The sequence below is a fragment of the Micromonospora sp. MH99 genome (genome assembly GCF_021442385.1).
Classification (GTDB): domain Bacteria; phylum Actinomycetota; class Actinomycetes; order Mycobacteriales; family Micromonosporaceae; genus Micromonospora.
On record NZ_MUZA01000019.1, the window covers coordinates 42,310 to 64,463 of the forward strand.

24 protein-coding genes are annotated in these 22,154 nt (G+C 71.8%); 13 read left to right on the plus strand and 11 right to left on the minus strand.

Annotated elements, in window-relative coordinates:
• Nucleotides 1-136: 136 nt before the first annotated feature.
• A complete protein-coding gene (locus B0E54_RS13030; RefSeq protein WP_234583640.1) occupies nucleotides 137-1,150 on the plus strand; it encodes a carboxypeptidase-like regulatory domain-containing protein in 1,014 nt (337 codons plus the stop codon).
• Nucleotides 1,151-1,163: 13 nt separating this feature from the next.
• On the opposite strand, the gene B0E54_RS13035 is transcribed toward B0E54_RS13030, so the two are convergent.
• Nucleotides 1,164-1,670, minus strand: a complete 507-nt coding sequence (locus B0E54_RS13035) for a DUF6584 family protein (RefSeq protein WP_234583642.1) — start codon at nucleotides 1,668-1,670, stop codon at nucleotides 1,164-1,166.
• 127 nt (nucleotides 1,671-1,797) lie between these two features.
• On the opposite strand from B0E54_RS13035, the gene B0E54_RS13040 reads away from it, so the two are divergent.
• From B0E54_RS13040 to B0E54_RS13055, 4 genes are all read left to right on the plus strand, one after another.
• Entirely contained in the window at nucleotides 1,798-2,361 is a 564-nt protein-coding gene (locus B0E54_RS13040; protein ID WP_234583643.1) for an RNA polymerase sigma factor, read from the plus strand.
• Nucleotides 2,348-3,550 (plus strand): sialidase family protein, encoded by a 1,203-nt coding sequence (locus B0E54_RS13045; RefSeq protein WP_234583645.1) that lies wholly within the window; start codon nucleotides 2,348-2,350, stop codon nucleotides 3,548-3,550. Before B0E54_RS13040 ends, B0E54_RS13045 begins: the two co-directional genes overlap by 14 nt.
• A gap of 83 nt (nucleotides 3,551-3,633) precedes the next feature.
• On the plus strand, nucleotides 3,634-3,996 hold the full coding sequence (locus B0E54_RS13050; protein WP_234583646.1) for an SCP2 sterol-binding domain-containing protein: 363 nt from the start codon (nucleotides 3,634-3,636) through the stop codon (nucleotides 3,994-3,996).
• Between the two features lie 12 nt (nucleotides 3,997-4,008).
• Nucleotides 4,009-6,072, plus strand: coding sequence for a glycogen debranching N-terminal domain-containing protein (locus tag B0E54_RS13055; protein ID WP_234583702.1), 2,064 nt, complete (start codon nucleotides 4,009-4,011; stop codon nucleotides 6,070-6,072).
• 4 nt (nucleotides 6,073-6,076) lie between these two features.
• Here the strand turns inward: B0E54_RS13055 and B0E54_RS13060 are convergent, their stop codons facing one another.
• The gene (locus tag B0E54_RS13060) at nucleotides 6,077-6,790 is read right to left on the minus strand and encodes a helix-turn-helix domain-containing protein (RefSeq protein WP_234583647.1); all 714 of its coding nucleotides are present in this window, start codon (nucleotides 6,788-6,790) and stop codon (nucleotides 6,077-6,079) included.
• A gap of 242 nt (nucleotides 6,791-7,032) precedes the next feature.
• Between B0E54_RS13060 and B0E54_RS13065 the strand changes: the two genes are divergently transcribed.
• Nucleotides 7,033-7,698, plus strand: coding sequence for a DUF4097 family beta strand repeat-containing protein (locus B0E54_RS13065; protein ID WP_234583649.1), 666 nt, complete (start codon nucleotides 7,033-7,035; stop codon nucleotides 7,696-7,698).
• Between the two features lie 28 nt (nucleotides 7,699-7,726).
• Nucleotides 7,727-8,545 carry an alpha/beta fold hydrolase gene (locus B0E54_RS13070; protein ID WP_234583650.1) on the plus strand — a complete coding sequence of 273 codons (819 nt, stop codon included), beginning with the start codon at nucleotides 7,727-7,729 and terminating at the stop codon, nucleotides 8,543-8,545.
• A 71-nt stretch (nucleotides 8,546-8,616) separates the two neighbouring features.
• Here B0E54_RS13070 and B0E54_RS13075 read toward each other — a convergent pair whose 3' ends face one another.
• Complete coding sequence (locus tag B0E54_RS13075) at nucleotides 8,617-9,060, minus strand: DUF5990 family protein (RefSeq protein ID WP_234583651.1); 444 nt, start codon at nucleotides 9,058-9,060, stop codon at nucleotides 8,617-8,619.
• A 131-nt stretch (nucleotides 9,061-9,191) separates the two neighbouring features.
• Between B0E54_RS13075 and B0E54_RS13080 the strand changes: the two genes are divergently transcribed.
• On the plus strand, nucleotides 9,192-10,259 hold the full coding sequence (locus B0E54_RS13080) for a glycoside hydrolase family 43 protein (protein WP_234583652.1): 1,068 nt from the start codon (nucleotides 9,192-9,194) through the stop codon (nucleotides 10,257-10,259).
• A gap of 37 nt (nucleotides 10,260-10,296) precedes the next feature.
• On the opposite strand, the gene B0E54_RS13085 is transcribed toward B0E54_RS13080, so the two are convergent.
• The 3 genes from B0E54_RS13085 to B0E54_RS13095 all read right to left on the minus strand — a co-directional run bounded on the left by B0E54_RS13085 (nucleotide 10,297) and on the right by B0E54_RS13095 (nucleotide 12,155).
• On the minus strand, nucleotides 10,297-10,881 hold the full coding sequence (locus tag B0E54_RS13085) for a hypothetical protein (RefSeq protein ID WP_234583654.1): 585 nt from the start codon (nucleotides 10,879-10,881) through the stop codon (nucleotides 10,297-10,299).
• Nucleotides 10,882-11,030: 149 nt separating this feature from the next.
• A complete protein-coding gene (locus B0E54_RS13090; protein WP_234583655.1) occupies nucleotides 11,031-11,606 on the minus strand; it encodes a dihydrofolate reductase family protein in 576 nt (191 codons plus the stop codon).
• A gap of 30 nt (nucleotides 11,607-11,636) precedes the next feature.
• Complete coding sequence (locus tag B0E54_RS13095) at nucleotides 11,637-12,155, minus strand: pyridoxamine 5'-phosphate oxidase family protein (protein WP_234583656.1); 519 nt, start codon at nucleotides 12,153-12,155, stop codon at nucleotides 11,637-11,639.
• Between the two features lie 75 nt (nucleotides 12,156-12,230).
• On the opposite strand from B0E54_RS13095, the gene B0E54_RS13100 reads away from it, so the two are divergent.
• On the plus strand, nucleotides 12,231-12,908 hold the full coding sequence (locus tag B0E54_RS13100; protein WP_234583658.1) for a helix-turn-helix domain-containing protein: 678 nt from the start codon (nucleotides 12,231-12,233) through the stop codon (nucleotides 12,906-12,908).
• Here B0E54_RS13100 and B0E54_RS13105 read toward each other — a convergent pair.
• The 3 genes from B0E54_RS13105 to B0E54_RS13115 form a co-directional block, all read right to left on the minus strand.
• Nucleotides 12,905-14,428 carry a hypothetical protein gene (locus B0E54_RS13105; RefSeq protein WP_234583659.1) on the minus strand — a complete coding sequence of 508 codons (1,524 nt, stop codon included), beginning with the start codon at nucleotides 14,426-14,428 and terminating at the stop codon, nucleotides 12,905-12,907. The genes B0E54_RS13100 and B0E54_RS13105 overlap by 4 nt on opposite strands.
• 13 nt (nucleotides 14,429-14,441) lie before the next feature.
• Nucleotides 14,442-14,837, minus strand: a complete 396-nt coding sequence (locus tag B0E54_RS13110; RefSeq protein WP_234583660.1) for a hypothetical protein — start codon at nucleotides 14,835-14,837, stop codon at nucleotides 14,442-14,444.
• 357 nt (nucleotides 14,838-15,194) lie between these two features.
• Nucleotides 15,195-15,941 (minus strand): hypothetical protein, encoded by a 747-nt coding sequence (locus tag B0E54_RS13115; RefSeq protein WP_234583662.1) that lies wholly within the window; start codon nucleotides 15,939-15,941, stop codon nucleotides 15,195-15,197.
• Between the two features lie 219 nt (nucleotides 15,942-16,160).
• On the opposite strand from B0E54_RS13115, the gene B0E54_RS13120 reads away from it, so the two are divergent.
• Nucleotides 16,161-17,252 (plus strand): winged helix DNA-binding domain-containing protein, encoded by a 1,092-nt coding sequence (locus tag B0E54_RS13120; RefSeq protein WP_234583663.1) that lies wholly within the window; start codon nucleotides 16,161-16,163, stop codon nucleotides 17,250-17,252.
• Between the two features lie 191 nt (nucleotides 17,253-17,443).
• Entirely contained in the window at nucleotides 17,444-18,130 is a 687-nt protein-coding gene (locus B0E54_RS13125) for a DUF4396 domain-containing protein (RefSeq protein ID WP_234583664.1), read from the plus strand.
• A gap of 59 nt (nucleotides 18,131-18,189) precedes the next feature.
• Here the strand turns inward: B0E54_RS13125 and B0E54_RS13130 are convergent, their stop codons facing one another.
• Entirely contained in the window at nucleotides 18,190-19,104 is a 915-nt protein-coding gene (locus B0E54_RS13130; protein WP_234583665.1) for an SDR family NAD(P)-dependent oxidoreductase, read from the minus strand.
• Nucleotides 19,105-19,204: 100 nt separating this feature from the next.
• On the opposite strand from B0E54_RS13130, the gene B0E54_RS13135 reads away from it, so the two are divergent.
• Nucleotides 19,205-19,870: a TetR/AcrR family transcriptional regulator gene (locus tag B0E54_RS13135; RefSeq protein WP_234583666.1), complete on the plus strand. Its 666-nt coding sequence runs from the start codon at nucleotides 19,205-19,207 to the stop codon at nucleotides 19,868-19,870.
• Nucleotides 19,871-19,954: 84 nt separating this feature from the next.
• A complete protein-coding gene (locus B0E54_RS13140; protein WP_234583668.1) occupies nucleotides 19,955-20,839 on the plus strand; it encodes a S41 family peptidase in 885 nt (294 codons plus the stop codon).
• Between the two features lie 84 nt (nucleotides 20,840-20,923).
• On the opposite strand, the gene B0E54_RS13145 is transcribed toward B0E54_RS13140, so the two are convergent.
• Nucleotides 20,924-21,925 carry a hypothetical protein gene (locus tag B0E54_RS13145; RefSeq protein WP_234583669.1) on the minus strand — a complete coding sequence of 334 codons (1,002 nt, stop codon included), beginning with the start codon at nucleotides 21,923-21,925 and terminating at the stop codon, nucleotides 20,924-20,926.
• Nucleotides 21,926-22,154: the final 229 nt, after the last annotated feature.

Below are 22,154 nucleotides of genomic sequence, written 5' to 3' on the forward strand. Positions count from 1 at the left end.
TTCGGGACAGAACGCCCCGCACCACGCCGCATCGATCGCGAAGTCCGGACCTGGCGGAGTTTTTTCCACAGTCGCCGGGTCGGCATGGTGACATCGACTGACGCGAATCACTCGGGCGCCCGTACCGTCAGGGCTCATGAGCCCTGCTCTCCTCCGTTCGCTGGCCACCACAGTCGTCGTCGGCCTGCTGGGCGTCGAGGCGGCGGCGCCGGCTCTCGCGAGTCCCCCCGAGTCGTTCGCGCCCGCGCCCGGTGGCGTCCGCACCGTGGTCCGCGACGCCGCCACGGGCGCAGCGGCGCCTCGGGCCTGCGCCGCGCTCGTGCCGGCCGACGCCGCGGCGTTGGCGTCGGTGACCCTCGGCGAGGACCAGCTGGGCCGGTACGGGGGTTGCGCCGACGAGCAGGGCATCCTGGCGACCGACGACGTTCCCCCCGGGGAGTACCGGCTGCTGGTGCGGCCCTACGACACGACGGTGCACGGTTGGCAGTGGGTCGGCCGGCACGGCGGGACCGGCCAGCGTGAGCGCGCCCGGGTGGTGCGGGTCCGGGCCGGCGCCGTGACCACAGTGCCGGATGTGCGGCTCGACCGGCCGGGCGTCGTCGTCGGCGTGGTGACCGACGCGGCGACGGGCACACCGGTCCCCCGGGCGCGGGTGATGGTGGTGCCGTACGTGCCGGACCCGAAGTACGACGACCACGGCCCGAGCACCGACGACGACGGCCGCTACACGATCACCGGCCTCGGGCCGTACGACTGGCCGGTGCAGTTCGCCGCCGCCGGGCTGGCGACCGTGTGGTCCGGTGGGGCCGGCAGTCGGCAGCAGGCGCGGACGGTGCGCGTGCGCGCCGGGCGGACGGCGACCCTGGACCAGGCGCTCCCCGCCGGCACGCTGGTCAGCGGTGCGGTACGCGTCGACGAGTTGCTGACCTACGCCCAGGTGCTCGCGTTCGACGCCACCACAGGTGACCTGGCCGGTGTGGCCGACGTGGGCACCGGATACGCCCTGCGCCTGCTGCCCGGCCAGCGGGTGCGGCTGCGCTGCGACTGCGCGTACGCCCCGCCGGTGTGGCACCGGCACGCGGCCGACTTCGACGCGGCGACTCCCGTACGGGTCCGACGCGCGCCGGTCGTGGTGGACTTCGACCTCTGACAGACCCGCCGGGCTACAGGGCCCAGCGCAGCACGGTGATCAGGCCGACGACGGTGAGCGCCACCAGGACCAGGCCGATCACGGTCGTCACCAGGCAGCCCAGGGCGTCGTGCCACGAGTCGGGCTCGCCCGAGCGGGGGCCGAGGTCGGTCCAGACGACCGGGGCAGGACCCTCCCGTTCGGCCTGAGCGACCAGGTGGGCGAGCCGCGCGCCCGCCACCGGCCCGAGCCGGTCGGTGGGGTCGGCGACCACCCGCAGCGCGCGCAGACGTTGCCAGGCGCCCGGGTAGGCCCTCTCGAACGCGGCGATCTCCGGCGCGTCGGCGTCCTCGGTGAGGAACCCCCAGCGACCAGCCTCGGCCACGTTGCCCACCTGCCGGTACAGCGCGGCACGCCGCGAGCGCAGCTCCAGGTCGTCGGGGTACGCGGCGGTCAGGCTCGCCAGCCGCTGCATCGCGGGGTAAACGTGCCCACGCCGCAGGTCGGCCTCGACCCGCGCCAGTACCTGCTCTCTCGCCATGGCGGCCATTGTGAGCGGTACGCCCGCCACGCCGACATCAGATTTCCGCCGGGCCACATATTCTGGCCGGCCACCGGAACCTTCCTCCCGCCCCGTTGGTGGGAGTGGTGGAGAAGGGGGGTGACGGGTGTCCGACGGCGATCTGATCTCCGAGGTCTACGCCGGCTGCTACCGGCGCCTGGTGGTCCAGCTGTACGCGGTGACCGGCGACCTCAACGAGGCGCAGGAGGCGGTCCAGGAGGCCTTCACGCGAGCGCTGGTGTCGCCGGGGCGCTTCGCGGGGCTGGAGAATCCAGAGGCCTGGTTGCGTCGGGTAGCCGTGAACTGGGCCCGCAGCCGGTACCGCCGTCGCCGCGTCCTCGACGGGCTGCTGCGCCGGATCGGCCCGCCGCCGGCCGTCGCCGACCACTGCCCGGAGCACCTCGCCCTGCTCGCCGCGCTGCGCGCGCTGCCGGAGGGGCAGCGGCACGCCCTGGCGTTGCACTACCTCGTCGACCTGCCGGTGGACGAGGTCGCGGCCACGCTGGGCGTGTCGGCCGGGACGGTGAAGTCCCGGCTGTCGCGCGGTCGACACGCCCTGGCCGCGCTGCTCGCCGACACCGAGAGCGACGGCACCGCCGCCACCACCACGAACGCCACCAATGCCGGTGCGGACGCTACGCAAGTCGGGAGGATCGATGTCCGGTCGTGAGTTCTCTGGATTCGACGTGGACACCCTCGCCCGGGCCATTTCCGCGCCGCCCCTCGACGAGCTGCGGTCGGCTGCCCGTTCCCGTCGGCGTCGGTCGGTCACGATGGTGGCGGCCGCTCTGGTCGCGCTGGTCGGGCTGGCGGTCGTGCCATTGGTGGCGGGGGCGGACGGGGCCGACCGGGTGATTCCCACGCAACCGTCGACCGCGCACGGGGACGCTTTCACGCTGACCGGGCCCGACTCCGGGGTCGACGTGTGGAGGGACGGCTGTGTCGTTCGTTTCACGTACACCGGTGACCGCGGCCGGACCTGGTCGGCCTGGGACGCGGCGGTGTTCGACGGCACCAGGTGTGCGACCACCACCACCGGAACAGTGGACACCCGCATCGAGGTCTCCGTGCTCAGCGACCGGACCTACCTGGTGAGCGACGTCGGGGTGCTCTTCCTCTCCACCGACTACGGTCGCACCTGGCGGGACGCGGCTTCCGCGATCCTCGACGTACCCGCGTTCCCGGCAACGGCCCGGCCGGTCTTCTGCTGGTTCGGCTGTGAGCCACTGTCCGAGCCGCTGGCGGTGGACCCGTCGAGCGGGACGGTGTACCGGCTCACCACGGCGCCTTCGTGGCGCCCACTGTTCAGCCTCTATCCGGCCGCCGACGGCAGCATCTGGGCTGCGTACCAGATGGGGAGCGTTTCGGGAGCGACGGTCGCCCGCAGCGTCGACCGGGGCGCGACCTGGACCACCTGGACCGTGCCCGGCGACGCGATGGTGACGGCGGTGGTGGGGCTCGACGACCGGGAGGGGTACGTGCTGACCGAGTCGTCGGCGGTGGGCGGCGGAGCGCGGCTCCTGCGCACCACGGACGGCGCGAAGACCTGGACCGACACCGGCACCGACCTGCCGGACGAGGCGATCTGGGACCTCACGGTCGGGTCGGACGGCTCCCTGCTGGCAATCAGCCCCGGCGGGGGCACCGGGGCCGACCGGCTCGCGCGGCTCCTGGTCAGCCGGGACGACGGGAAGACCTTCACTGTCGTGCGGGAGTACGGCCCGCTCGTCGGAACCGCCAGCGTGGCGCCCGGGTACGCCTGGCTCTTCGGGAACGACGCCGATCCGACGAGCCAGCCGGACCACCTCCTCGTCACCTCCGACGCGACCACCTGGACCCGCTTCACGCTCTCGCCCTGAACGAGGCCCGCCCTGGGTGTTAACAGCGCCTCGCACCGGGTAGCCGGCATCCGCTTCTACGAACGCAGGCCCGGGGAGGTGGGATGACGGCGACCAGCGCCTTCTTCGAGCGGCTCGCCGCTGACTGCCAGGACCCGCGTTTCCGCAAGGTGTGTGGGAGCGTGCGCTTCGACATCGGGGACGGGGACGACCTGGAGCAGTGGTTCCTCGTCATCGACCACGGCGACATGCGGGTGTCCAGGAGCGGCGACCCCGCCACCACCGTGATCAGGGTGTCCGTACAGGTCGCGGAGGCGATGGCGCGCGGTGAGGTGAACGGCTTGGCGGCGATCACCCGCGGCGAGATCATGGTCGACGGTGACCTCGGCCTGGCGTTGCGCCTCGGACGGCTGTTCCCGCGCGCAGCCGAAGCGCGGCGCGCAGCCGAGCCGGCCAGTGGGACGTAGCCGATGAGGGACATCCCCGGCACCGTGTCGTGTATCGACGGGAACACGTTCCTCGTGTCGGACGCCAGTGGGGACGTGCATTCCTCCTCGGCCACCCCGGTCGGGCTGTTCGCCGCCGACACCCGCTACCTGTCCCGCTGGGTGCTCACCGTCAACGGTGAACGCATGGCCGCCCTGTCGGTGGACGACAGCCAGTACTACGAGGTGACGTTCTTCGTCGTGCCGGGCGGGGCCGTCGACTACGTCGAGGCGGACGTGTCCGCCATCCGGCGCCGGCACATCGGCCCGGACCTGACCGAGTCGTTGACGATCTTCAACTACGGTCAATCGGTTGTCGACCTGGACGTCCGCCTGGAGGTAGAGGCCGACTTCGCCGACATCTTCGAGATCAAGTTCGATCTCCACGACAAGGCCGGGACCCGCTACACCCAGGTCGACGCGAACGAGTTGCTGATGGGCTATCGGCGCGGCACGTACCGGCGGGAGGTGGTGGTGTCGACGAGCGAGCCGGCCACCATCGATCCGAGCGGCCTACGGTTCGCCGTGCATCTGGAGCCCGGGCAGCAGTGGACCACCCGGTTGCAGGCCGCCATGCGGGCACTGCGCCCGGACGGCGTCGACCTGCGGGACGCCCTGCGGGCGCAGCGTCCGGACGAATCCACCCTGCCGGACAGCGTGCGGGAGTGGGTCGCGCAGGCCCCGACACTGGACACCGACAGCGCGGCGCTGCAGCAGGTCTACCACCGCAGCCTGGTGGACCTGGCGGCGCTGCGCTTCGCGCCGCTGTCGCTCGGCGGCGCGGCCGTACCCGCTGCCGGGTTGCCCTGGTTCATGACCCTGTTCGGCCGCGACAGCCTGCTGACCTGCCTGCAGACCCTGGCCGTCACACCGTCGTTGGCCCCGCCGACCCTGCGGATCCTCGCGTCGCTGCAGGGCGCCCGGACCGACGACGTCCTGGAGGAGGACCCCGGGCGGATCCTGCACGAGCTGCGCTACGGGGAGTCGGCCGCGTTCGAGGAGCAGCCACACTCGCCCTACTACGGCACTGTCGACGCGTCGCCGCTGTTCGTGGTGCTGCTCGACGAGTACGAGCGGTGGAGCGGTGACACCACGCTGGTGATGGAGTTGGAGCAGGAGGCGCGCGCGGCACTGACCTGGATCGACACGTACGCCGACCTGACGTCGAGCGGCTACGTGTCGTACCAGAAACGCAACCGCGCCACGGGTCTGGACAACCAGTGCTGGAAGGATTCCTGGGACAGCATCTCCTACGTCGACGGCCGACTGCCCGGGTTCCCGAGGGCCACGTGCGAGACCCAGGGGTACGCCTACGACGCCAAGATCCGCGGGGCGCGGATGGCGCGTGCGTTCTGGGGCGACCCCGACCTCGCCGAGCGGCTGGAGAGCGATGCGGCAGCGCTGTTCGACCGCTTCAACCGCGACTTCTGGCTCGACGACCGCGGCTACTACGCCCTCGCCCTGGACCACGACGGGACCCCGGTCGACAGCCTCTCCTCGAACATCGGGCACCTGCTGTGGAGCGGCATCGTGCCACCCGAGCGGGCTGCACGTGTCGTCGAGCACCTGATGGGCCCGGCACTTTTCTCGGGTTGGGGGGTGCGGACCTTCGCGGAGGGGCAGAGCCGCTACAACCCGCTCGGCTACCACAACGGCACCGTCTGGCCGTTCGACAACTCGTTCATCGCCTGGGGCCTGCGCCGGTACGGGTTCGACAGCGAGGCGGGTCGCATCGCCGAGGGGATCCTGTCCGCCGCGACCTTCTTTCAGGGCCGGCTGCCCGAGGCGTTCGGCGGGTACGACCGCGGCACCACCCGGTACCCGGTCCGGTACCCGACCGCCGGCAGTCCGCAGGCGTGGTCCAGCGGGGCGCCCATGCTGCTGCTGCGCACCATGCTCGGCATCGACCCGCACGACGACCATCTCGCCGTGAATCCCGCGTTGCCCGCCGCCTTCTCCCGGATCGCGCTGCTGGACATTCCCGGCCGGTGGGGCCGGGTCGACGCGTTCGCCCGCCACCGGCCGGACCGGCCGCCGTCGACGCACGGAATCGCCTGAGGAGTCACTCGGGTCGGCTGTGCAGGACGTCGCGGGCCTGTTCGGCGGCGCGGGTGACGCTCTCGCTGATGAAGTCCAGGAAGCGGGCGATGTTCTCCAGGCGGGCGGCGGCGGGGGTCTGCGGACCGAGGACGGCGACGCCCTGGCGGGCCGTCTCGACGAGCTGGTCGTTGGCGCGGGCGCTGGCGATCGTCGCCTGGTAGAAGAGCTCGTTGTCGACGACGTAGCGATCGCGGCGGCGCTCGTCGCGCTCTCGGCGCACGAGGCTCTGGCTCTCCAGAAAGGCGATCGCCTTGGAGATGGACGCCGGGCTGACCTGGAGGCGCTCGGCGAGCTCCGACGCGGTCAGGCTGCCCGAGTCGGTGGTGAACAGGCAGGTCAGCACCCGCGCCCCCATCTTGTTCAGGCCGGTGGCCATGAGGACGGTCGTGAACGTCTCCGTGTACTCGGCGACGGCCTCGGCGTCGCGACCGTGCGGCTGCGGGACCGACGCGCCCGCTCGGGCGGAGGCGGGCGCGCGTCGGCGGGCACGGCGTTCGGTGGCGCGGTGCGCCAGGTCGGCGCGGTAGGCGTTGGGACCGCCGTTGCGCAGCACCTCACGGGTGACCGTCGAGGTCGGACGGTCGAGCCGCCGGGCTATCTCGGCGTACGGCAGGCTGTCGGCCAGCCCCAGCGCGATCTGCTGGCGTTCCTGCTGGGTAAGTCTGCCTCCCGGCATCGCGATCTCCTCGGTAGTGGTGTTTCCGGAGCGCCCCCGCGCGCTCACCATAGCGTTCACCGTCATTCGATTGCAATGACACATCGGTGCAGCGTTGCGTTACATTCCGAACCATTGCAACACTTGCAGCCTGTTTACCTGGGTATAGGCACTCTGAAAGCAACGAGCTTGTTGCCCTCTTGTGGAAAGCAACGTAGCGTTTCTCATATCAGAAACGCCGTTGCGAGCACCAGGAGAACAACATGCCGAGCTTCCCGACCCCCGCACCCATCTCCGCCGTCCTGGACATCCCCGCCGGGCGCGTCCAGTTCATCGCCGCCGACCGCGCGGACACCACAGTCGAGGTCCGGCCCACCGACGTCGGCCGCAACCGCGACACCCGGGCCGCCGAGCGGACCACCATCGCGTACGCCGACGGCGTCCTGCGAGTCACGACCGCGACCCCCGCCAACCGGTTCCTCGGCCCGTCCGGCTCGGTGGAGGTGACCGTCCAACTCCCCGCCGACTCCCGCGTCGAGGTCCGGGCCGCCAGCGCCGAGCTGCGCGGCGTCGGACGCCTCGGCGACGTCACCGTCGACGGCGCGTACCGCCACATCAAGATCGACGAAGCCGCGAGCGTGCGTCTCACCGCGATCGACGGCGACGTCGAGGTCGGCCGGCTCAACGGCCCGGCCGAGATCAGCACGACGCGGGGCGACATCCACGTCGCCGAGGCCCGACGCGGCGCGGTCGTGCTGCGTACCCAGTCCGGCGACATCTCGATCGCCGCCGCCAACGGCGTCTCGGCCGCCCTGGACGCCGGCACCGACCACGGCCGGGTCAGCAACGCCCTCACCAACACCGGCAGCGCCGACCTCGACATCCACGCCACCACCTCGCACGGCGACATCACCGCCCGCAGCCTCTGAAACCCCCGACCCCTCAAGGAGTACGACAATGACGACGAACAACCCCTCCTCGACCAGCTCGACGTGGACCGGCATGGTGCCGGTAGACGACACGGCCCTGGCCGTCACCGACACCGGCGGTACGGGCATCCCGGTGGTCTTCCTCAACGGCCAGTTCGCCACCCAGGGGTACTGGCGACGTGTGATCGCCGACCTGGGCACCGGTTGGCGGCACATCACCTACGACGAGCGAGCCCGCGGGAGAAAGTCGGGACGTTCGGCGGACTACTCCTTCGAGGCGGCCGTCCGGGACGTCGACGCCGTTCTCGCCGCCCGGGGCGTGGACCGTGCGGTGCTCGTGGGTTGGTCGTACGGCGCGGTGGTCGGCGCGCACTGGGCCAGCCGGAACCCGGACCGTACCGTCGGGGCGGTGCTGGTCGACGGCGCGTTCCCGCACGACTGGCTGGACGAGGCCATGGAGCAGCGGATCCGCAAGCTGTTCCGGCGGATGCGCTGGTTCATGCCGCTGCTGCGCCCGACGGGCCTGGCCCCGCGGATGAACGCCGACGAGCAGGCGGAGAGCAACATCGAGCTGGGGCGGCTCTCGGCCGAGCGCGAGCTGGGCCCGGTGCTCGACGCCATCACCGTGCCGGTGCGGTACGTGGTCGCGTCGGGGACGTCCTTCGGCAGCAAGGGCGACGAGCAGGAGCGCATCCGCGCCAGCCTCGACGCGGTAACCGTCCGCAACCCGAACATCCGGGTCGGCGCGAAGGTCGCCAGCAACCACGGCGCGATCCTCAAGAAGGACTTCGCAGCGGTCGCCACCGCCGTACGCGAGGTCGCCGCCCTCGACCACGAGGCCCGCTGACGACACCGGGCCCACCGGCGCCCCGGCCGCCTCGCGCGGCCGGGGTCACCCGGTGGACGAGGTGGCGGTCGTCACTGAACCGTCCAGGTGATGGCGGGTGGGTGGACCCGGGCGCACACCGGCCCGCCGGTCGCGTCCGTCAGCCCCAGAGCGCCCACCAGCAGAGCGTTGCTCTCGTGCGCGGCGCGCAGCAGCTCGGTCGGAATGTCGGTGAACATCAGCTTCGCCCGCCGGAACATCGCGAACCCGTCGTCGGTCAACGCGCCCCAGCTCAGATACAGGAACCGCGCTCCGGGACGGCCGTGCACGTACGGTCCGCCGACGTCCAGCACCCCGTCGACCTCCCGGCTGGACACCTCGATCTCCCAGCTCGCCGTGGCCGCGTCGGCCCGTACGCGATCGATCACCTCGGTCCGTTGCTGGATTCCGACGTGCACGTTGCCGAGCCGCAGCGCGTCGGCGTCCGCGCCGGCCCGGCGGCCTGGGAGGTCGCTGCCCTCGATCCGGATCCGCACACCACCGACTCTAGTTTCCCGGCGTCGAGCGCCCGGCTGCCGCACCCCGCGACCCCAGGCAGACCCGCGCGCCATTCATGTTCTCCAATAGACTGCGGGTCGAAGCCACCCGGGCGACGGAAGGACCCCCGATGGACGACCGAACCCTCACCCGGCTCCTCTCCGTCCTGCTGGCCGCCGTCGTCGGCACCGGGCTGTCCGTGCCCGTCGCCGGGCCGGCGGAGGCCGCGCAGACAGGTCTGCGGGCCGCCGACCCGAGCGTGATCCGCGTCGGCAGCACGTACATCTCCGCGCAGTCGGCCAACGGCGGGATCGCCGTCCGCCAGGCGTCCTCGACCGACGCGCTCGCCCGGGCCACCGCTCGTCAGGTCTGGTCGGACACTCGCGACCTGGGCGAGGTCTGGGCACCGGAGATCGTCACCGACGGTGGCCGCTACCACATCTACTTCTCGGCGGGGCGCGGCGCGGCCCACCGCATGTACGTGATCAGTTCGGCGTCACCGGCCAGCGGCTACACGGCCGAGCGGCAACTCGCGCTGCCCGGCGGCAAGTGGGCCATCGACGGCAGCCTGTTCACCTTCAACGGGCAGCGGTGGTTCGTCTGGTCCGGGTGGGCCGGCGACACCAACGTCGAACAGAACATCTACCTCAGCCGGATGAGCGACCCGCTCACCCCGACCGGCAACCGGTTCATCATCTCCCAGCCCCGGGAGAGCTGGGAGCGCGTCGTCGGCAACCCGTACATCAACGAGGCCCCCGAGGCGATCCGGGACCCGAACGGGCAGCTCCACATCGTCTACTCCGCCAACGGCAGTTGGAGTGACCAGTACTGCCTGGCCGACCTGCGCCTGCGGGCCGGCGGTGACCCGACGTACGTGTGGGACTGGTACAAGTCCAACGGCTGCCTGTTCGGCTCGAACCCGGCCACGATGATGGCCGGCTGGGACCCGACCCTGCACGTCAACGGCCCCGGCCACCACAGCTTCGTCCTGCTCAACGGCGACATCGCCACGAGCCCACCGGCCGGGCCGAGGTTCCCGCTGATGTTCCACGCCGTCCCCAAGGGCACCCCGTACTCCTGGGCCAACCGCTACTGGTACACCGGGACGTTCTGCTGGTGGGGCAACACCACCTACCGCCGCGCCAACGTGCCCGGCCCCACGGCCGACACCGGGTTCGGCATCAAGTTCTTCGAGTGATCCGCGCGCGGCCGCACCGCGTCCGCGCGCGGACCGGTCAGCGCGACACACGGGTACGGCGGTAGTAGGACCAGCCGGCCAGCGGCAACGCGATCGCCCAGGCCAGCAGCAGTGGAAGGCCGATCAGGACGCCCGTCGGTGTGAAGATGTCCTGCGCGCCGGACTCGGACAGGTCGGCGGCGAACTGCCAGGGCAGGGTCGCCGAATACCCGATCATCACGGCGGATCCGAGGACGGTCGGGGTCAGCGGCACCCACGGCGGCACCCGGCGTCCGTGCAGCCCCGGCACCCACCGGGGAAAGTTCAGTCCCCAGTCGCGGATCAGGCCGAGCGCCAGGACGCCGCCGAGCCCGGCGAGGATGCACAGCAGGCCCAGATAGAACGCGCCGGCCGGCAGGCCCAGGAAACCGTCGACCGGGTGGTCCCCGACGCCGGGCCCGCGACCGTGGTACCACTCCTCGAACGGGTCGGGATTGGCGAACAGCGGGATGCCGAGGATCCAGGGCACGTGCAGCGGGATGAACCCCAGCACGGGCGCGATCCACGCCACGTGACCGGCACGGCGGGCCCATCGCGGTGGCGGTGGCGTCGTCGAGGCGTCGACGGTCCGGGTCTGCGTCACGGTCGTAACCCCCATCGGTGGGAAGCGTCGGTTCCTTCCGCGATGACGCTGCCCGAACGGCACGACCAGCGAATCCCCGCTCCGAGGGAGCCACGTCCCCGCCCCCGGGGAGCGGGACCGTCGGGGCGGGACGCGCGGCCCGCGTCGCGTCACCCGCCGTTGAGCGGGTGGTACGTCATGAGGACGACGCCGGACTCGAAGGGTTCGGCGGACACCAGCGCCAGTCGTGCGGGCGGTCGCCCGCCGTCGAACAATGCCCTGCCCTGGCGCAGGAACAGGGGGTGCACCAGGAGGTGGAGTTCGTCGATGAGCCGGAGATCGGCAAGGGACCGGATCACCGCCAGACTGCCGTAGACCACGATGTCGCCGCCGGACGCGCGCTTGATCTCGGCGATCTCGTCGGGGTCGACGCGCGCGATCCTGCGGGTGCCCTTCCAGTCCGCGATGTTTCCCGAGGCGGAGACGACGATCTTTTCCAGGGCGTCGAGTCGCTGGGCGTAGCCGCGGACGGCGGCCGGTTCGTCGGGGTTGCGGGCGGCGACCGGCCAGTAGCCGGCGAAGTCGGCGTGGGTGATCCGGCCCAGCAGCAGGCTGCCGGCGCTCTCCACCAGATCCCGCTCGTACGTCTGCAGCTGGTCGTCGGCCAGCAGCCAGTCCATCTCGTCGTTGGGGCCGGCGACGAATCCGTCCAGGGTGATCCACATCGACACGACGATCTTCGGCATGCGCTCCTCCATCAGGTGTGTTGATGCTGGTCAGCGGCCGCCGGCGAGCGCGGCTCGGACGGGTTCCGGGGTCCGGTCGGGAAAGCGCTCCTGGAAGTCGACGACGCCGACCCACGTCGGGCGCAGGCCGATCCGGACCATCCGCAGGCCCGGCTTGTCGATCGCCGCGAGGTAGGTGTCGCCCACCTCGTCGCCCATCCCCGCGCGCTGGATGACGGCGTACTCCGGCAGGACGCCCTCGACCTCCGTCAGGGTGACCTTCCCGCGCAGCATGAGCACCTCGGGTAGCCCGTCGGCGGTGTCGATGCAGATCGCCACGTCCGGCCTGGCCCGCAGGTCGCGGATCTTGTACGTGCCGGCGAACGCGCCGACGACCAGCTCGTCGCCGGTCCACAGGAAGTTCACCGGGATCAGTCGCGGCGTCCCGTCCCTGCTGGTCCAGGCGAGCCGCGCCACGGGGGCCGCGAGCAGGCGCCGCGCCACGGGGGTGTCGAGCAGCTTCACATCACCCTGCGGCAGGCTCGCCGTCTCGGTCTTGGGCAGGCTCATGAGAGTCAAGCTAGAGGCACAACTCCTACAAAACAAGTGTCACTCCTAAATTAGGAGCCGTGTAGTGTGGAGATCGTGAGCGGCGGGCGTAACTACGGGGATCCGTGCGGTGTCGCACGTGGACTGGACATCATCGGCGAGCGGTGGGCGCTGCTGGTGGTCCGCAACCTGCTGCTCGGCCCCCGGCGCTTCAACGACCTGCTCGGCGGGCTCCCCGGGATGAGCCCCAACGTGCTGAGCCAGCGACTGCGCGAGCTGACCGAGCACGGCGTGGTGCGACGGCGGGACCTGGGGCCGCCGGCGCGGGTCCACCTCTACGAGCTGACCGCATGGGGGCGCGCGCTGGAGCCCATCCTGCTGGAGTTCGGCCGCTGGGGAAGCCAGTCCCCGCAGCTACCCGAGGGCGCTCTCGGCATCGACTCCCTGCTGCTCACCATCAAGGTAGGGTTCGATCCGGCGCGGGCGGCCGATCTTCGCGGCGTCTACGCCTTCCACATCGACGCCGACCCCTACCTCGCCGAGGTCGCCGACGACTCGGTGCAGCTGCGCCGCGGCACGACAGCCGAACCCGACGCGACACTCACCACCGACATCGACACCCTCCGAGCCGTCTGCGGGCAGCAGATGACCATGGCGGCGGCAGCGGACGCGGGCGTGCTCGCCCTGACCGGTGACACGGACGCCACGCGGCGCCTCACCGATCTCCTCCTGACCCCGTTCACACCCCGCAACCTCGCCGACGACGAGACCTAGCGGCGTGGGTGACGGCGGCGCTGTCCCGCCAGCCGGGCCAGCAGGTCCTGGTACGCCCTGGCCCGGTCGGCCGCTCGCGGTGACAACACGTCGGCACTCATCCCCGCGTACGCCTCCCGCTCGGCCGCGACGGCCGCCTCGTCGACGAGTGCCCGGGACGCTCGTTCCCGCTCCCGGTGCTGCTCGTACCAGGGTCGGACGGCTCTCGCGGCGAGGTACAGGCCGGCCGCGACGCAGCCGACCGCGATGAGCAGCAGGAACAGGAATGCCACCACCTCGTCGAAGGAGGGCAGAGCCCCGGCCCGGCCGAAGGAACGCTCCAGCTGCCGGTCGTCGCGGGCGTCGAGGTAGTCGGCCGCGCCGGCGCCACCCAGGACGACGAACACCACAAAGGCGAGCACCTGCACCAGCAGGCCGTACCGGGATCGGTCGATCCAGGCCACCGCCGAGGCCGGCCTCGGCGCGTACGCCGCGCCGAGCCGGAACGCCGACGGCACGAGCACGATCGCGGCGGCCAGCCCGCCCGCCACGAGCTGGGCGCTCAGGATGCCCGCGACCCGCGGTTCGGGCCAGCCCCGGGCCAACCAGGTGAGCAGCACGAGGAGCCCCGTCCACCCGGCGACGAACGTCAGCGCCCGGCGTACGGCTGCCGCCCGCGCCGCCGGCCTGGCCCGTTCCACCTCGGCGGCCCGCCAGTTGTCGATCTGCCGCTGCGCGGCTCGGCGCTCATCGGCGGCCCGGTGTCGCTCCGCCTCCCGCCGGACCCGCTCGTCGGCATTGCGGGCGTACCGCGCCTCCCGTCGGGCCTGCTCGTCGGGGCCGACGAACGGCGCCAGCAGGTGGGGCCGGTTCGACTCCCGCAGCGGGTGCCGTGGTGGCAGGTCGGCCGGGAGCCGCCACCCGAAGTCGGTGCCGAGGACCACCCGCATTCCACCGACCAGCCGGTCGGGCAGGAGCGTCGCGACACCGGCTGCGTCCCGCCGGTCGTCGAGGCCGTCGACGACCAGCACCAGCCGCTCACCCCGCCGCTCGCACGCCTGGGCCGCGTCGAGGTACCCGCCCAGCAGGTGCGCCTCCCGGGTGGACCCGGTGAGATGACCCGGCATGGACCCGTCGGTCAGCTCGACCAACTGCTCCAACACGACGTCGACGAACGCGTCGCGGGTCTGCCGCTCGGTACGGCCGGCGACGACGAAGTACGACACGACCCGTACGCCCGGCGGCGGGTGCAGCACGAACCAGGACAGCAGCGCGGTCATCCCGGCGCCCCGGCCAGCCTCCCACCGCAGGTACGCGCCCGACCCGTCACCCGTGCAGAAGGCCGCGAGCCGCGCCAGCTCGTCCTCCCGGTCGAGCAGATCGGCCGGGGCGATCCGGTGCACCTCCGCCAGGTACGCCGACCGTACGACCGGGCCGAAGATGTTGTACTGGCGGCTGTGGGGGCCGAACTGCACGCCCCGGGCGTGGCGGGCGTCGACGCCGCGAGACGGGTCGTGCTCCGGCTGCCGACTGTCGCCCATCTGCCCGGTTGCCTCAGTTGAAGGTGATGTGCTGGGTGCTGTAACTGCCGAACTGGACGCCCTTCGCCCCGCGCAGGTCGACCTGACCGATCTCGGTGCGCACGCCGGCCGTCTCGGCCTGCGCCAGCAGCTCCCGCGCGAGGCTGAGGATCTGCTCGTCCCGGTCGACGCCCGCGCGCGTGAGGTCGTCGGCGAGGCGTACCTGCCAGACGCCCGAGTCGGCGCCCTCGGCCTCGAACGCCCGCAGCGCCTCCTGGCCCTCGCCGGTCAGCCGGCGACGCACCAGGCCCCGGAAACTGTCGGCAGCATCGCGGACCACGGCGCTTGTCGCGTCGGTGACGCCCGCCGACGCACCGAGCGCCAGCGCGGCGAGAAGCAGTTCCACACCGTCCACACGCACCTCCGTCATCAATGCCAGCACCGTGCCCCCATTGCACCATCCGGGCACCGCTCGCGGACACCCCGTCGGGATCAGCGCAGCGGGTGCGACGCCGACCGTCCACGCAGGTCGCGCCGGGCGCGTCCGGCGAATGTCCGGATCACGACAGCCCGGCCACCGCACCATTCAGGACCGCGGAACGCCGCACCCCGCGCGAAGGTGACGACGCATGGCGGCGCGTTCGGGCCAGAGGCGGGGGGTGACCGTGCGCTTTGTCGACGCCACCCACTCCGGGCGGACACTGGACGGGTGGTTCGAACCACGCGGACATCTCCATCTGCGTACGCCAGGGCTCATCTGCGGAGCCGCACACCGCCGCGACGGCCGCTAGCGCGACATGAGGCGGCGCAACGCGTCCGGCACCTCGATGATCTCGGCGTCGCTCGGCTTGCCGATGGTGACCGGCTTGGCGAAGTCGGAGAACGTGGCCGTGGTGGCGAAGGTCGGCAACGAGACGGTCAGCGACGTGAGGTAGCCGTGCGCGTCCACCGACGCCTCGTACGGCACGGACTGCGACACACCGCCGTGGCGTTCCAAACTCTCTGCCTTCGCCGGCAGGAGGCCCCGAGACACCCCTGCCGGCGCCACGCCGAAGTCGAGCTTGCCGGAGTAGGTGCCCTCCCCCGTACGCGTGGCGGCCGTCATGGCTGCGGCGAAGCCCCTGATCCCGGCCGGATCGAACGCGTCCCCCAGGTGCACCACTGACGCCGAGGCGAACTCCGCCGTCGGGAACCAGATGAACTTCGTCGGGTCGAGGTTCGGCATGTAGGTGCTGCCCAGCGTCATCCACGCGTCGTCGCCGACCACCCGCACCCGGGACTCGACAGCCTCGCCGCCGGTGCCCGTGGTGACGCTCAGGGTCAGCGCCCGGCCCGCCGGGTCGGTGTCGCCCGCCACCTCGACGTTCGGCGCGCTCAACGTGACGTGCGCGGGCACCCCGGCGGTCTTGGCGGCTGCGGCACGCACCTGCGCGAGCGGGTCGGTGGGGGCAGGTTCGGGCGATCCCTTTCCGCCCGACTCGCAGCCTGCCACCAGCACCAACAGCCCGACGAGCAGCCATCTACGAATTGCCATTTCCGAACCCCCGTTGATCGACAGCCGGGGCAGACTACCGCGCACCAGGGATCGACGTCGGCCCTCGGCGTTCCGCCTCGGCACGCACCGCTTCGCCGCTCTCGCCAGGGTGGCCGAGAGGGTGCGCCACGGCGCTTCGCGGGTCGTGGGCGCTGGAGAACTGGCGAGTCTCGCTGGTGGCCCGACGACGGGAGCGCCGCCCGTGGCTAGGGTGCAGGCATGGTTGATCGGCGCCAGGTGATGAACTTCCGCGTCCGGGCCCAGCAGCTCGACCGGGACGAGGGCACGCTCGCCGACACCGCCGTCTTGGACATCGGGGTGCAGAACACCGGCCCGGACGGCGCCCGGTGGGCCCTCGCTGCCCGTGGGGTCGACGTGACCGCGCTGTCCGACGCCGACGTGGTCCTGCTCTGGACGGTGCGGGGCGCACCGCACCTCTACCGCCGGGCCGACGTCGGGCACGTGGTGGCCGCGGTCGAGCCCTTCTCCGACGCCGACGCGGGCAAGCGCATCTACGACGCCGCCAAGCCGTTGAAGGCCGCCGGCATCGGCAACCTCGCCGCCCTCGACGAGGTGGCCGCCCGGATGCGGGAGATCGTCACCACGCCGACGGTCAAGGGAGACGTCTCCGGCCGTCTGGCCACGGTGCTGCCCGAGCCGTACCTGCGGTTCTGCCGGGTCTGCGACGCCACACACCTGTACGAGATGCCGTTCCGGCTCGCCGCCGCGCGGGCGGGGTTGGAGTTGCAGCTCGACACGTCACCTCCGGTCCTGCGGCGCATCACCGGGTTCCGCAAGGCGTCCGCCCCGGCTGACCGGTTCGACGTCATCCGCGCGTACCTGCGTCTGCTCGGCCCGGCCACCCCGAAGCAGGTGGCCGGCTATCTCGACGCCCCGGTCAAGGACGTGAAGGCGCGCTGGCCCGACGACGTGGTCGAGGTGACTGTCGACGGCGAGTCCCGTTCGCTGCTGGCCGCCGACGAGGAGGCGTTGACGTCGGCCGGCGGCGGCGTGACCCGCCTGCTCGGCCCGTTCGACCTGTTCCTTCAGGCGAAGGACCGGGCGACCCTGGCACCCGATGCCGCCCGCGCAAAGGAGTTGTGGCCGGTGCTGGGCCGCCCCGGCGCGGTCCTGGTCGACGGCGACCTGGTGGGCACCTGGCGTCCCCGCAAGTCCGGCCGGACGCTCACGGTCGCGGTCCAGCCCTGGCAGAGGCTGTCAACCGGCACGCGCGAGGCCATCACCGCACAGGCCGAACGCCTCGCCGCGCACCGCGAGGTGTCGCTCGCCGGGGTCGACGTCGACAGTTAGCGGGCGCGGGGGCCAGACCGACGCGCGGCGGCCGTGCGCGACCGCGGCCAGCAGGACGCCCGATCCGCCGGTACGCACGGGTACGGCATGACAGACTGTGGGGCGTCCTCGGCCGTCGACACCGGTCAGCGAACCCCCCTCCACGTTCGGCCGCGGCAGGCACCGGCGCCCGGCGCGTGGAAGGGGCGGGGATGCAGCCAACCTGGCTCCTGGCGCTCTCCTGGGCCTCGCTCGCGGTCGGCGTCGTCAGCTTCGCGATCGTCCTCGCCGACACGTACCTGCGCGGGCATCGTCAGCCGGTCAAGGTCATGGAGATCGTCTGGCTGGTGACCGTCCTCTACGTCGGCCCGGCGGCCGTGCGCCTCTACTGGAACTGGGGCAGGCCGCAGGCGCTTGAGCCACGACGGCGGAACGACAAGCCTCGACGGCCCCACCGGGGCGTCATCCTGACGCAGGTGTCCCGTTGTGGCGCGCACTGCGCTCTCGGCTTCATCGTCGCCGAGGTCGCCCTGTACGCGCTCAGTTTCGACCCGGCTCGCAACGGGCTGTGGATCACCTACGTCGGCGACTATCTGGCGGCGGTGACGATCGCTGTTCTCTTTCGGTTCTTCGAGGGGCCGGCTCGCCGCGTCGCGCAGATCTGGCGCGCGCTGACGGCGGTCGTGAGGGCGGAACTGCTGACCATCACGGTGTTCGAGTCGGCGCTGTTCGCGTGGCTGACGCTGGCGCACCACATGGTCTTTCCGGAGCCGCCCCTACGGCCCGACAGCCCCACCTTCTGGTTCGCCGGTCAGATCGGGCTGATCGCCGGCTTCGTCACGGCCTGGCCCGCCGCCTCCTGGCAGGTCGGCCGAAGGCTGCGCGGCGGGCCACGCTGACGGTCGCGGCGGGACCCGGACGGGTCCCGCCGCGACCGATCACCTGCCTCGTGGCACGGTCACGCCGCGAAGGCCGCCTGGCCGACCGGGAACCGGACGCCGGTGAGGTCTTCCGAGACGGCCCAGAGGCGTTGTTGCACCGTCAGGTCGTAGGAGTCGGGGCTGGAGGTGACGAGCTTCGGGTAGCCGCGCGTCTCGCCCAGGCCGTCGGGGCCGTAGTACTGCCCGCCGAGGACGGCCGGGTCGGTGGCGGCGCGCAGGGTGGGCAGCGCGCCCGCCGCCGCGGGCTGGGTGATCACCGGGGCGAACCAGGTGATCGGTGCGCGCACGACCGCCGGGGCGTTGCGGACCAGTTCGGTGTTGGAGACGCCGGGGTGCGCGGCCACCGCGACGGTGGTGCCGTGCGGGGCGAGCCGGCGCTGCAACTCGTAGGTGAACATCAGGTTGGCGAGCTTCGACTGGCCGTAGGCGGCGACCCGACTGTACGAACGCTCCCACTGCAGATCGTCGAATCCGATGGCGGCGCGGATGCGGTGCCCGACGCTGCTGACCGTTACCACGCGGGAGCCGGGCACGGGCAGCAGCACGTCGAGCAGCAGGCCGGTGAGCGCGAAGTGGCCCAGGTGGTTGGTGCCGAACTGCATCTCGAAGCCGTCGCGGGTGGTCTGCTTCGGGGTGTACATCACGCCGGCGTTGTTGATCAGCAGGTCGATCCGCGGGTGGGCGGTACGCAGGTCGGCCGCGGCGGCGCGCACGGATTCCAGCGAGGTCAGGTCCAGTTCCTGGACGGAGACGTCGCCGTTGATCCGGGCGGCGGCCCGCCTGCCCTTCTCGGTGTCGCGTACGGCCAGCACGACCGACGCCCCGCGCTCGGCGAGCAGCCGGGCGGTCTCGAAGCCCAGCCCGGTGTTGGCGCCGGTGACCACTGCCACCCGGCCGTCCTGACGCGGAATCTGCTGCTCGGTCCAGTTCATCTCAGGCTCCCAAGGTACCGCCGGTAAGTTATGCCTGAACGGTAAGGTACCGCCGGTACACTGTCAAGAGACCGGCGGTACCTAAGTTAGGGTTGGCGTCATGACGTTCCAGCGGGCACGCAGCGAGGAGCAGCGTGCGGTCCGGCGCCAGGCGATCCTGGAGACGACCTCGGCGATGCTCGACGAGATGTCGGTGGCCGAGGTGACCCTGAACGAGCTGAGCCGGCGGGTGGGCCTGGCCAAGACGGCGGTGCTGCGGTATTTCGAGTCCCGCGAAGCGGTGCTGCTCGACCTGCTGGACGACCGGACGACGACCTGGCTGACCGAGCTGGAGCAGGAGCTGGGCCGGGGCGTCGACCCGAGCCGGTCCGCGCTGGAGCGTGCCCAGCAGGCGGCGGACGTGCTCAGTGGGTCGCTCGCCGCCCAGACGGTGCTGTGTGATCTCTTCGGCGCGCAGGGCGGGGTGCTCGAGCACAACGTCTCGGTGGAGGTGGTCCGCCGACACAAGCGGGCCTCGCTGGCCAACCTCGCGGTGATGGCCGACCTCATCCGGCGGCACCTGCCGGAGGTCGGCGAGCGCGCCGAGCTGTTCTGCCTGCAGGCTCTGCTCGTGGCAGGCGCGCTGTCCGCCTACACGTCGCCGCCGCCGAGCCTGCTCGCCGTCTACGAATCCGAGCCTGCGCTCGCGGTCTACCAGATCGACCTGCGGGCCGCCCTGCGGCTCGCGATCATCACGTCGCTCGTGGGCTTCCTGCCACGCTCCTGACTCCGACGCGCCCCGGACGTTCGGCGCCTGACTCGCGTGCAACCCGATGGTCATGAGCCTGCTCGCGGTCTACCATCAGCCGCCGTGCTCACCAACGAACAGATCATCGGACAGGCCCTGGACCGGATCGGGGCAGGGTACGTCTTTCCCGCGAAGGTCGCCGACATCGACGCCGCGATCCGGCGTCGTCTCGCTGCCGGCGAGTACGACGACCTGGACGGGCCGGCGCTCTGCACGACGGTGACCGATCACCTTCAGCAGGTGTGCCCGGACAGGCATCTGCGGCTGCTCTGGACGGACCAGCCGCAGTCACTCGATCCGGCGGACGAGGACGGCGGCCGGGCCGCGTTCCGCGCGCTGCTCAGGGCGGAGAACCAGGGGATCCGCCGGGTCGAGCACCTGGACGGGAACGTCGGGCTCATCGACGTGCGGCGCATCGCGTACGCCGACGAGGGCGCCGCCGCGATCGGCGCGGCCATGCACCTGGTCGCCCTCAGCTCCGCGCTCATCCTCGACCTGCGCGCGTGCAGCGGCGGAACACCGGAGGGCGCCGCGATGTGGTGCAGCTACTTCTTCCGCGACGACCAGGTGCACCTCAACGACTTCTACGAGCGGTCCACCGGCGCCACCCGTCAGTTCTGGACCACAGCCCACCTTCCCGCGCCGCGCTATGTGGACCGTCCGGTCCATGTGCTCACCAGCGCGATGACGTTCTCCGGTGGCGAGGACGTGGCGTACACCCTCCAGGCGCACGGCCGGGCCGTCGTCGTCGGTGAGACGACCCGCGGCGGCGCGCACCCGACGGCCCGCCACCCGGTCACCGAACACATCCTCGTGACCGTGCCGACCGCCCGGACCATCAACAGCGTCACCAGCACCAACTGGGAGGGCGTCGGCGTGGTCCCCGACGTGTCAGTCCCGGCGGACCAGGCACTCGACACGGCGCTCAAGGCCATCTCGGGCGCATAGCGGCGCACGCGGCGGGATCGCACCGGGTCCCGCCACGGCCCGTGTTCCCGGCCCGTCGGTTGCCGACCGGCCGGGAACATCGCGTCAGGCGGTCGTCATCCCTCGGGTCGCCAGCTCGCTGAGCGACGCCGCGCCGCTCGCGCCGAACGCCGCCCGAGCCACCGCCGGTTTGCGCAGCTCGAACACCTCGACGAGGATCGTCGGCGCTTCGGACCGGCGGCGGATCCCGTCGATCTCCTGCCGGTCAGGATTGAACGGCAACGTCTGCCACTGGTTCGCGGTCTCCTGCCAGTCGGACGAGATGGCCGCGGCCAGGCCGTCGAGCAGGCTCTCGTAGTTCTCCTTGCTGATCGCCCGACCCAACCCGTACCGCTCGCGCAGGGCGAGAATCGCGCGCGAAGCCTCTCCGGAGTAGCTGTCGTTGATGCCGAGCCACCAGTGCGCGAAGTAGGTGCCCTGGTAGCCCTGGGCCAGGTAACGCGACCCGTCGTGGTGCACCTCGATGACGAAGTTGTGCACCTGCGGGAACTGGCAGTCGAGCAGCAGGACGGTCTGGGCGGTGGCGGGCTGGACGCGCAGCGCCTGCTTGAGCGCGGCGCCCTTGCCCTTGCCGTAGGTCTGGCTGGACAGGCGGACAGGCTCGCCGCCCCTGTCGCGCAACTGCTCGCGAATCTGGAACGCGGCTATTCCGCAGTTCGCCCACCTGCGGCTCTCGTCGCGCCGGGTGATCTGCGGGTCGCCGGTGCGTCCCGTGCTCCCCACCGCCGCGTCGAGCTTCGCCAGGTCGCCGACGCCGACAGCCTCGCCACGCTGGCGTTGGCCGTCGTCGGTGGCACGGGCCATGTCGTTGCGCGCGTAGCTGGTCGCGGCGGTGATGGCTTCGGCCCAGGTCCCGAAGTTGCGGTGCTCCAGCAACGTGCTCGCCGACCAGTCCACCAACGCCCCGACCACCTCGCCCCTGAGGTCGCTGGGCAGGAGCGGTTTGATCCGGGCCAGGATGTCGCCGCACGCCTTCTCGTCGGTCTCCAGGTTGGGGATCTGACCCTTCGGTGGGTAGGTGTCCCGCTCCTCCGCGATGATCAGCATCCGAACCTCCACTGTCCGCTGTGTACGGCCGCCCCACGGCGAGCCGGGTTCCAGATTGGACTGTCCGTGAGCAGACGAACACGGAACGTCGGACTTCCGTCCCGAACCGCGACGTCACCTCCCGGTCCGCGACGACCCACGCGCGCGCCGTCGGGAGAGATGCCTGACGGTGATCCGCCACTGTCCGGGCCCAGGCCGTCGCGCTGCGGCCTGGGCCCAGACGGTCATC

Bases quoted from the DNA above. Each gene is read 5' to 3' on its own strand.
- B0E54_RS13030 (WP_234583640.1), top strand. From the start codon at position 137: ATGAGCCCTGCTCTCCTCCGTTCGCTGGCCACCACAGTCGTCGTCGGC.
- B0E54_RS13035 (WP_234583642.1), bottom strand. From the start codon at position 1,670: ATGGCGAGAGAGCAGGTACTGGCGCGGGTCGAGGCCGACCTGCGGCGT.
- B0E54_RS13045 (WP_234583645.1), top strand. From the start codon at position 2,348: ATGTCCGGTCGTGAGTTCTCTGGATTCGACGTGGACACCCTCGCCCGG.
- B0E54_RS13050 (WP_234583646.1), top strand. From the start codon at position 3,634: ATGACGGCGACCAGCGCCTTCTTCGAGCGGCTCGCCGCTGACTGCCAG.
- B0E54_RS13060 (WP_234583647.1), bottom strand. From the start codon at position 6,790: ATGCCGGGAGGCAGACTTACCCAGCAGGAACGCCAGCAGATCGCGCTG.
- B0E54_RS13065 (WP_234583649.1), top strand. From the start codon at position 7,033: ATGCCGAGCTTCCCGACCCCCGCACCCATCTCCGCCGTCCTGGACATC.
- B0E54_RS13070 (WP_234583650.1), top strand. From the start codon at position 7,727: ATGACGACGAACAACCCCTCCTCGACCAGCTCGACGTGGACCGGCATG.
- B0E54_RS13080 (WP_234583652.1), top strand. From the start codon at position 9,192: ATGGACGACCGAACCCTCACCCGGCTCCTCTCCGTCCTGCTGGCCGCC.
- B0E54_RS13090 (WP_234583655.1), bottom strand. From the start codon at position 11,606: ATGCCGAAGATCGTCGTGTCGATGTGGATCACCCTGGACGGATTCGTC.
- B0E54_RS13095 (WP_234583656.1), bottom strand. From the start codon at position 12,155: ATGAGCCTGCCCAAGACCGAGACGGCGAGCCTGCCGCAGGGTGATGTG.
- B0E54_RS13105 (WP_234583659.1), bottom strand. From the start codon at position 14,428: ATGGGCGACAGTCGGCAGCCGGAGCACGACCCGTCTCGCGGCGTCGAC.
- B0E54_RS13110 (WP_234583660.1), bottom strand. From the start codon at position 14,837: ATGACGGAGGTGCGTGTGGACGGTGTGGAACTGCTTCTCGCCGCGCTG.
- B0E54_RS13115 (WP_234583662.1), bottom strand. From the start codon at position 15,941: ATGGCAATTCGTAGATGGCTGCTCGTCGGGCTGTTGGTGCTGGTGGCA.
- B0E54_RS13120 (WP_234583663.1), top strand. From the start codon at position 16,161: ATGGTTGATCGGCGCCAGGTGATGAACTTCCGCGTCCGGGCCCAGCAG.
- B0E54_RS13125 (WP_234583664.1), top strand. From the start codon at position 17,444: ATGCAGCCAACCTGGCTCCTGGCGCTCTCCTGGGCCTCGCTCGCGGTC.
- B0E54_RS13130 (WP_234583665.1), bottom strand. From the start codon at position 19,104: ATGAACTGGACCGAGCAGCAGATTCCGCGTCAGGACGGCCGGGTGGCA.
- B0E54_RS13135 (WP_234583666.1), top strand. From the start codon at position 19,205: ATGACGTTCCAGCGGGCACGCAGCGAGGAGCAGCGTGCGGTCCGGCGC.
- B0E54_RS13145 (WP_234583669.1), bottom strand. From the start codon at position 21,925: ATGCTGATCATCGCGGAGGAGCGGGACACCTACCCACCGAAGGGTCAG.